Source organism: Mycobacterium gordonae (assembly GCF_002101675.1).
GTDB classification, from domain to species: domain Bacteria; phylum Actinomycetota; class Actinomycetes; order Mycobacteriales; family Mycobacteriaceae; genus Mycobacterium; species Mycobacterium gordonae.
The window spans coordinates 1-9,020 of the sequence record NZ_LQOY01000190.1 but is presented as its reverse complement, the minus strand read 5'-3'; the positions used below and the strand labels follow the sequence as shown (position 1 = coordinate 9,020).

General features: G+C 69.2%; 7 protein-coding genes and 2 pseudogenes. 7 read left to right on the top strand and 2 right to left on the bottom strand.

What is annotated here, in order from left to right:
* Window positions 1-292: 292 nt before the first annotated feature.
* Entirely contained in the window at window positions 293-1,648 is a 1,356-nt protein-coding gene (locus tag AWC08_RS24305) for a replication-associated recombination protein A (RefSeq protein ID WP_085088320.1), read from the top strand.
* Window positions 1,649-1,734: 86 nt separating this feature from the next.
* On the opposite strand, the gene AWC08_RS24300 is transcribed toward AWC08_RS24305, so the two are convergent.
* Complete coding sequence (locus AWC08_RS24300) at window positions 1,735-2,355, bottom strand: hypothetical protein (protein ID WP_065134993.1); 621 nt, start codon at window positions 2,353-2,355, stop codon at window positions 1,735-1,737.
* Window positions 2,356-2,473: 118 nt separating this feature from the next.
* Here AWC08_RS24300 and AWC08_RS24295 point away from each other — a divergent pair, with 118 nt between their 5' ends.
* From AWC08_RS24295 to AWC08_RS24270, 6 genes and pseudogenes are all read left to right on the top strand, one after another.
* Window positions 2,474-2,863, top strand: coding sequence for a secondary thiamine-phosphate synthase enzyme YjbQ (locus tag AWC08_RS24295; RefSeq protein ID WP_172835182.1), 390 nt, complete (start codon window positions 2,474-2,476; stop codon window positions 2,861-2,863).
* A gap of 105 nt (window positions 2,864-2,968) precedes the next feature.
* Window positions 2,969-5,674 (top strand): alanine--tRNA ligase, encoded by a 2,706-nt coding sequence (alaS, locus tag AWC08_RS24290; protein ID WP_065134995.1) that lies wholly within the window; start codon window positions 2,969-2,971, stop codon window positions 5,672-5,674.
* Window positions 5,675-6,187 carry a Holliday junction resolvase RuvX gene (gene ruvX, locus AWC08_RS24285; RefSeq protein WP_065134996.1) on the top strand — a complete coding sequence of 171 codons (513 nt, stop codon included), beginning with the start codon at window positions 5,675-5,677 and terminating at the stop codon, window positions 6,185-6,187.
* Window positions 6,180-7,415 (top strand): endolytic transglycosylase MltG, encoded by a 1,236-nt coding sequence (mltG, locus tag AWC08_RS24280; RefSeq protein ID WP_069435432.1) that lies wholly within the window; start codon window positions 6,180-6,182, stop codon window positions 7,413-7,415. Before ruvX ends, mltG begins: the two co-directional genes overlap by 8 nt.
* Before the next feature lie 106 nt (window positions 7,416-7,521).
* Window positions 7,522-8,316, top strand: a pseudogene (locus AWC08_RS24275) (shikimate dehydrogenase); the annotation flags it as partial.
* Window positions 8,317-8,326: 10 nt separating this feature from the next.
* Window positions 8,327-8,740, top strand: a complete 414-nt coding sequence (locus tag AWC08_RS24270) for a prepilin peptidase (protein ID WP_069435431.1) — start codon at window positions 8,327-8,329, stop codon at window positions 8,738-8,740.
* On the opposite strand, the pseudogene AWC08_RS36760 reads toward AWC08_RS24270, so the two are convergent.
* A pseudogene (locus AWC08_RS36760) lies at window positions 8,737-9,020 on the bottom strand (PE family protein); the annotation flags it as partial. The gene AWC08_RS24270 and the pseudogene AWC08_RS36760 sit on opposite strands and share 4 nt — an antisense overlap.

Below are 9,020 nucleotides of genomic sequence, written 5' to 3'. Positions count from 1 at the left end.
CGGTTACGGTGCGCCCCGTAACCGGGTGGTGGCGGGGGCGCACCGTAACCGGCGGGCGGCGGTGGAGGCGCGCTGTGCCGCGGCGGGGGCGGATAGCCCTGCGGGTGGCCGCCCTGAGGGTCGGCCGGGTTGCCTGGATATTCTGGCGGCTGGCTCATGGCTTTCCTAGGTGCCTCGTAGTTCGCTCTGGTCGATCGGGGCTTAGCAAACGGGAACTTAGCAAATGTGCGCCATGGATGCTCGCATTGGTGCGGCCTGCTCACCTGTCGGTGGCGTGTCCGCATTGCGTGGTATGCCTGAAGTCGTGTCCGACGGTCTGTTCGACCTGCCCGGTGCACCGAAATCGACCGAGCACGCTTTGAGCGGTTCCGGTGCCGGTGCGCCCCTGGCGGTGCGGATGCGCCCGGCCTCCCTTGACGAGGTGGTGGGGCAGCAGCACCTATTGGCGGCCGGGTCGCCACTGCGGCGCCTGGTCGAGGGATCGGGGGTTGCCTCGGCCATCCTGTACGGGCCGCCGGGCAGCGGAAAGACGACGCTGGCGGCGCTCGTCTCACAGGCGACCGGACGGCGCTTCGAGGCGCTCTCGGCGTTGTCGGCCGGCGTCAAAGAGGTTCGGGCCGTGATAGAGAAGGCCCGCTTCGGCGCCCTTTCCGGTGAGCAGACGGTGCTGTTCATCGACGAGGTGCACCGGTTCTCCAAGACCCAGCAGGACGCGCTGCTGGCCGCCGTCGAGAACCGGGTGGTGTTGCTGGTTGCGGCCACCACCGAGAATCCGTCGTTCTCCGTGGTCGCGCCGCTGCTGTCGCGATCGCTGATCCTGCAGCTGCGGCCATTGACCGGCGACGACATCCGCACGGTGGTGCAGCGGGCCATCGACGATCCACGCGGACTGGGCGGCAGGGTGACGGTGGAGCCCGAGGCCGTCGAACTGTTGGTCCAACTCGCCGCCGGCGATGCCCGGCGCGCCCTGACCGCGCTCGAAGTCGCTGCCGAGGCTTCGGATCACGTTGCGGTCGAAACCGTCGAACAGTCCCTGGACCGGGCGGCGGTGCGTTACGACCGGGACGGCGATCAGCACTACGACGTCGTCAGCGCCTTCATCAAGTCGGTCCGGGGTTCGGACGTCGACGCCGCGCTGCACTATCTGGCCCGGATGCTGGTGGCGGGGGAGGACCCGCGGTTCATCGCGCGGCGGCTGATGATCCTGGCCAGCGAAGACATCGGCATGGCAGATTCGACGGCGCTGCTGGTGGCGGTGTCCGCGGCGCAGACGGTCGCGCTGATCGGGATGCCCGAGGCACAGCTGACGCTGGCCCACGCCACCATTCATCTGGCCACCGCCCCGAAATCCAACGCGGTCACCACAGCGCTGGGGGCGGCGATGGGCGACATCAAGGCGGGCAAGGCCGGTCTGGTGCCGGCTCATCTGCGCGACGGGCACTATTCCGGCGCGGCGAAGCTGGGCAATGCCCAGGGCTACAAGTACTCCCATGACGACCCCGACGGCGTAGTGGCGCAACAGTATTCACCGGACGAGCTGGTGGGTGTGGACTATTACCGGCCGACGGGGCGAGGCGCCGAACGAGAGATCGCCGGCCGCCTGGACCGGTTGCGCGCGATCATCCGCGGGCGGCGGGGTAGGTCATGAAGACATTCACCGACGACGAGATGAATCGGCTGTTGCCCAGCGCGCCGGGCTACAGCGTCGTGGCACCGGCGAAGGCGAACACCGCCCTAGACCAGCTCGGGCACCCGCAGGTGAGCCAGCGCCAGCTCGAATTCGCCCACGTCGTCCTGGTCGAGACCAAGATCACGCATCATCGCCGTGCGCATCGAGCGGGCCGAATCGGTGCAGCGTTCCATCGCGTCGCGGCTGTCGTAGGTTACCGAGACGACGGCCCGCGCCGACGTGGGGTCGACCATCAAACTGGCGCTGCAGAAGCCTTCGAACTCTTCGATGGCCGGCAACACGGCCCACCGGTAGTAGTCGATGCCGCGCTCGAACAGCTCCGGCCGCGTCCGCAACCAGGTGGCCCGCACACAGGCGCCGGGACCGGAGCGGTGGTCGCGGTGCAGCACCGCGATGCGCCACTGGTCGACCACGGCGCTGCCGCCGAACATCTCGACGGCGCGGTAACGCACCGGCCACACCCGCTCTGCACTGCGCTGCATAGCCGACTCGGTTTCCCAGGAACTGGTGGCAATGCATCGGCCCGACTCGCGGTCCACAAGCAGCGATAGGCCCAGGCACCCCTCCATCTCGTCGAGGGCGGGCATGACCACGTCGCGAACATAGTTGATGCCCATGTTGATCGACGAGGGCTGCGCGTGGATGGTCGTGGAACGTGCAAACACGATCGACCCCTCCTGTCAGTCGGGGCAGCGCCCCCGGCGGCGCCACCGGTCCACCACCACCTTCCTCCGGCACCGGCGGCTGATCAAGCCCCGTAGGCTGGTCGGGATGGATACCGATGTGCTGGATGTGGACACCGCGCGTCGCCGCATCGTTGACCTCACCGACGCGGTGCGCGCGTTCTGCGGCAACCATGCGGACGGCCTGTGCAACGTGTTCGTGCCACACGCGACCGCCGGGGTGGCCATCATCGAGACCGGCGCCGGCTCCGACGACGACCTGCTGGACACCCTGGAGCGGCTGCTGCCCCGTGACGACCGCTACCGGCACTCGCACGGCTCGCCCGGCCACGGCGCCGACCATGTGCTGCCGGCGATCGTCTCGCCCTCGGTGACGGTGCCGGTCAGCGGCGGCGAGCCGCTGTTGGGCACCTGGCAGAGCGTCGTGCTGGTCGACCTGAACCGCGATAATCCGCGACGGTCGGTCCGGTTGAGCTTCGTCGAAGGCTAGGTGGAAGGCTAAGCGGGCCTAATTGCGTGTTCGGCGGGCGGATCCGGCGAATAGGCTGATACCCGATTCTCGCCAACCAGCCCAGGAAATTAAGGAAGAAGCACAGTGCAGACACACGAGATCAGGAAGCGGTTCCTTGATCATTTCGTGAAGGCGGGCCACACCGAGGTGCCCAGCGCATCGGTGATCCTCGACGACCCCAACCTGCTGTTTGTCAACGCCGGCATGGTCCAGTTCGTGCCGTTCTTCCTCGGCCAGCGCACCCCGCCGTATGCCACGGCCACCAGCATCCAAAAGTGCATCCGCACCCCCGACATCGACGAGGTGGGCATCACCACCCGGCACAACACTTTCTTTCAGATGGCCGGCAACTTCTCCTTCGGCGACTACTTCAAGCGTGGCGCCATCGAGCTGGCCTGGGCGCTGCTGACCAACCCGGTGGCCGACGGCGGCTACGGCCTGGACCCCGAAAAGCTCTGGGCCACAGTCTATCTCGACGACGACGAGGCCGCGGATCTGTGGCGGGAGATCGCGGGCCTGCCGGCCGAGCGTATCCAGCGCCGCGGCATGGCCGACAACTACTGGTCGATGGGCATACCCGGCCCCTGCGGCCCCTCCTCGGAGATCTACTACGACCGCGGTCCCGAATTCGGTGTCGGCGGCGGTCCCATCGCCAACGAGGACCGCTATCTCGAGGTGTGGAACCTCGTCTTCATGCAGAACGAGCGCGGCGAGGGCACCTCCAAAGAGGACTACGAAATCCTCGGCCCGCTGCCCCGGAAGAACATCGACACCGGCATGGGTGTCGAGCGCATCGCACTGGTTCTGCAGAACGTGCACAACGTCTACGAGACCGACCTGCTGCGTCCGGTTATCGACCTGGTCGCCGGCCGGGCGCCGCGCGGATACGACGTCGGCAACCATGCCGACGACGTCCGCTACCGCATCATTGCCGACCACAGCCGCACCGCCGCCATTCTGATCGGCGACGGCGTCAGCCCCGGCAACGACGGCCGCGGCTACGTGTTGCGCCGGTTGTTGCGGCGGGTCATCCGCTCGGCCAAGCTGCTCGGTATCGACAGCCCGGTCGTCGGCGACTTGATGGCCACCGTGCGCGACGCTATGGGACCCTCCTATCCGGAGTTGGTCAACGACTTCGAGCGGATCAACCGCATCGCCGTCGCCGAGGAGACCGCGTTCAACCGCACCCTCGCATCGGGCTCGAAGTTGTTCGACGACGTGGCCGGCGCCACCAAGTCCTCGGGCGCCACCGTCGTCTCCGGCTCGGACGCCTTCACCCTGCACGACACCTACGGTTTCCCCATCGAGCTCACGTTGGAGATGGCCGCCGAATCCGGCCTGAGCGTCGACGAGGCGGGTTTTCGCGAACTGATGGCCGAGCAGCGCCGGCGCGCCAAGGCTGACGCCGCCGCGCGCAAGCATGCACACGCCGACCTGACCGCCTACCGGGAGTTGGTCGACGCCGGCCCCACCGAGTTCACCGGCTTCGACGAATTGATGTCTGAGGCAAAGATTCTCGGTATCTTCGTGGACGGCAAGCGGGTCCCCGTGGTGGCGCACGCTGATGCCGTCAGTGCCGATCGGGTGGAATTGATCCTGGATCGCACACCGCTGTACGCCGAATCGGGCGGCCAGATCGCCGACGCCGGCAGCATCAGCGGCACCGGATCCGGTGGCAGTGCCCGCGCCGCGGTCACCGACGTGCAGAAGATCGCCAAGACGCTGCACGCCCATCGGGTCAACGTCGAATCCGGAGAATTCGTCGAGGGCGACACCGTGATCGCCGCCGTGGACCCGGGCTGGCGCAAGGGCGCCACCCAGGGTCACTCCGGTACCCACATGGTGCACGCGGCATTGCGACAAGTGTTGGGACCGAACGCGGTTCAGGCCGGATCGCTGAACCGCCCGGGCTACCTGCGCTTTGACTTCAACTGGCAGGGGCCGTTGTCCGAGGACCAGCGCAACCAGATCGAAGAGGTGACCAACGAGGCCGTGCAGGCCGACTTCGAGGTGCACACCTTCCTCGAGCAGCTCGACAGGGCCAAGGCGATGGGTGCGATGGCGCTGTTCGGTGAGGCCTACCCCGACCAAGTGCGGGTGGTCGAGATGGGCGGGCCGTTCTCCCTGGAGTTGTGCGGTGGCACCCACGTGCACAACACCGCGCAGATCGGCCCGGTGACCATCCTCGGCGAATCCTCGATCGGTTCCGGGGTGCGCAGGGTGGAGGCCTACGTCGGTCTGGAGTCGTTCCGGCACCTGGCCAAGGAACGTGCGCTAATGGCGGGTCTGGCGTCGTCGCTCAAGGTGCCGTCCGAGGAGGTGCCGGCCCGGGTGGCAAGCCTGGTAGAGCGGCTCAAGGCGGCCGAGAAGGAACTCGAACGTGCCCGGCTGGCCAGCGCTCGCGCCGCCGCCACCAATGCCGCCGCCGGGGCCGAGCACATCGGCAACGTCCGGGTGGTCGCGCAGCGCATGTCGGCCGGCATGACAGCGGCGGATCTGCGCTCCCTGGCCGGCGACATCCGCGGCAAACTCGGCAGCGATCCCGCGGTGGTGGCCCTGATCGCCGAAGGTGACGGGCCGACCGTCCCCTATGCGGTGGCCGCCAACGCAGCCGCTCAAGATATCGGGCTGAACGCCAACGAACTGGTCAAACAGCTGGCGGTGGCGGTTGAGGGTCGGGGCGGCGGCAAGGCCGACCTGGCCCAGGGTTCGGGCAAGAACCCGACCGGCATCGACGCGGCACTGGACGCGCTGCGCTCGGAGATCGCCGTGATAGCGCGGGTCGCCTGAGTGGTCGAATCGCCGCAGCGCCAGCCGGACCGGCCGGGCGAATCAGACCCGGGCCGGGGTCGGCGCCTGGGTGTCGACGTGGGCACCGTGCGTATCGGTGTGGCCGCCAGCGACCCGGACGGCATCCTGGCAACCCCCGTGGAGACGGTGCGCCGCGACCGGACCGGTAAACACCTGCGCAGGCTGGCGACGCTGGCCGCCGATCTGGAGGCCGTCGAGGTGGTCGTCGGGCTGCCGCGCACCCTGGCCGACCGCATCGGCCCGTCGGCCCAGGACGCCATCGCGGTCGCCGATGCCCTTGCCCAACGTCTGGCGCCCACCCCGGTCCGGCTCGCCGACGAGCGGCTGACCACGGTGACCGCCCAACGGTCGCTGCGGGACGCCGGCATTAAGGCCAGACAGCAGCGGTCGGTCATCGACCAGGCCGCGGCGGTGGCGATCTTGCAGGGCTGGCTGGATCAGCGCCGTGCCCTGATCGCCGAGCCCGCCGGCAGAGAAGCGTCCGATGTCTGAGCGCGAGAAGGCGAAGCCGGTGGCGGTCGGGCCCAGCCGGCACCGCAGGACGCGCGCGGCCCGCAAGAAGGAGCAGCGCACCCGTCGTCGCCGCCGGTGGGCCGGCTCGTTCGCGGCGGGGCTGCTGGTCGTCGTGGTGGTGGCGGCCGTCTTCCTCGGCGCCAAACTCTGGCACGTGTTCTCCGGCAACAAGGACGACTACACCGGTACCGGCAAACACGACGTCGTGATCCAGATCCAGGCCGGTGATTCCACCACCGCCGTGGGGGAGACGCTGCTCAAGCGGGGTGTGGTGCGCACGGTGCGGGCGTTCGTCGACGCGGCCCACGGCAACGCCGCGATCTCGGCCATCCAGCCCGGGTACTACCGGATGCGCACCGAGATCCCGGCGGCCGACGCGGTCTCGCGCCTGGCGGATCCGGCCAGCAGGGTGGGCAAGCTGGTAATTCCGGAAGGGCGCCAGCTCGACGACACCACCGACATGAAGACCAACAAGACCACGCCGGGGATCCTGACCCTCATCTCGCGCGCCACCTGCGTGGATCTGGACGGCAACCAGCGCTGCGTGTCGCTGGCCGATCTCAAGGCGTCGGCCAGCAAGAGCACCCCGGCCGCGCTCCAGGTGCCTAAGTGGGCTCTCGAGCCGGTCGGGGAGCTGGGCGACGACCATCGTCGACTGGAGGGTCTGATCGCGCCCGGCACCTTCAACATCGACCCGGCGGCGTCCGCGGAAACCATCTTGGCCAGCCTGATCAGCGCCGGGACCGTGGCGTACCTGACCTCAGGGCTGGAAGACACAGCCAAAGCGATCGGCCTGTCGCCGTACGACATCCTGGTGGTCGCCTCGCTGGTGCAGCAGGAAGCCAACGTGCAGGACTTCACCAAGGTCGCGCAGGTCATCTATAACCGCCTGCATGAACATCGGAAGCTGGAGTTCGACTCGACAGTGAACTATCCGCTGGACCGCCGGGAGGTCGCCACCAGCGACGCCGACCGCGCGCAGCGGACTCCGTGGAACACCTACATGGCCGAAGGCCTGCCGGCGACCGCGATCTGCTCACCCGGCGTGGACGCCCTGCGCGCGGCCGAGCATCCGGCGGCGGGTGACTGGCTGTACTTCGTCACCATCGACGCCCAGGGGACCACGTTGTTCACCCGGGATTATCAGCAGCATCTGGCGAACATCGAACTGGCCAAGCGGAACGGTGTCCTCGATTCCGCGCGATGAGCGTAGCCGCGCGCAGCGCGGCGGCGAAGAGTGCAATCAGGTCCCGCGCGATGAGCGTAGCCGCGCGCAGCGCGGCGGCGAAGAGTGCAATCAGGTCCAGCGCGCTAGAAAAGCCGGGGTGCTCGGCTCGCCGATCGCACATTCGAAGTCCCCGCAACTGCACCTGGCCGCCTACCGCGCGCTGGGCCTGCATGACTGGACCTACGACCGCATCGAGTGCACCGCCGAGCAACTGCCCGGCGTCGTCGGCGGACTCGGCCCGGAGTGGGTCGGTGTGTCGGTGACCATGCCGGGCAAGTTCGCCGCGCTGGCCTTCGCCGACGAACGGACGGCCCGCGCCGAGCAGGTCGGGTCCGCCAACACTCTGGTGCGCACGCCGGGCGGGTGGCGGGCCGACAACACCGACATTGACGGCGTCGCGGGCGCGCTCGGTGAGGCGTCGGGACAGGCCCTGGTGGCCGGCTCTGGTGGCACCGCGCCCGCCGCCGTCGTCGGGCTGGCCACTCTCGGGGTATCCGGCATCACGGTCGTGGCCCGCAACCCGGACAAAGCCGCCCGACTGGTCGAGCTGGGCGCCCAGGTGGGGGTGGCAACGACATTCTGCGGGCTGGACGACGACACGCTCACCGATGCGGTGGCCGACGCGCAGGTGCTGGTCAGCACACTGCCCGCCGACGTCGCCGCCCGCTACGCCGACACCTTCGCCACGATCCCGGTTCTGCTGGACGCCATCTACAGCCCGTGGCCCACGCCGCTGGCGGCCGCGGTGCAGGCCGTCGGGGGCCGAGTGGTCAGCGGCCTGCAGATGCTGTTGCACCAGGCGTTTGCGCAGGTGGAGCAGTTCACCGGCCTGCCCGCCCCGCGCGAGGCGATGACTTGCGCATTGGCGGAGTTGGATTAGCCTGCCGCGCATGCGGCTTGGGATTGTCGTGGCGTGGCTGGTCGCTCTGTGCTGCTACGACATCCGGCAGCGCCGGCTGCCCAACTGGCTGACGCTGGCCGGTGCGGCGGTGATCCTGATCGGCGCAGCGCTAGGCGGCCGAGGGCTGCCGGCTCTGGCGGGTGGGCTGGCCCTGGCGACGGTGTACCTCGCGGTCCATCTGGTGGCGCCGACGGCGATGGGGGCCGGAGACGTCAAGCTCGCGTTGGGTCTCGGTGGGCTCAGCGGCTGCTTTGGCATCGATGTGTGGTTTCTCGCGGCGCTCGGCGCGCCGCTGGTGACCGCCGCGGTCGGGTTGGCGTGGCGGGTCCGCGCGGTGCCGCACGGGCCGTCGATGTGTCTGGCGACGGCCTCTGCGACCGGGCTGGCTCTGCTGCACTCTTAACCTGGCGCTCCGTCGGCGCCGGCAATGCCGACAGTTCCGGCGGTGCCGGGTGCACCGGGATGACCACCAAAAGGGCCGCCGAAGCCACCGGCGCCGCCGGTGTCGCCGGTGATGGCCCCGCCTGCGCCGCCGGTGCCACCCGCTCCGCCGGCACCGGACGCGGAGTGACCTCCGTCGCCACCCGCGCCGCCGGCCCCGCCGTCGCCGCCGTCGGCGCCGCTGCCGCCACTGCTACCGGTGCCACCACCGTTGCCGCCGGTGCCGACAGCCGACCCGCCGA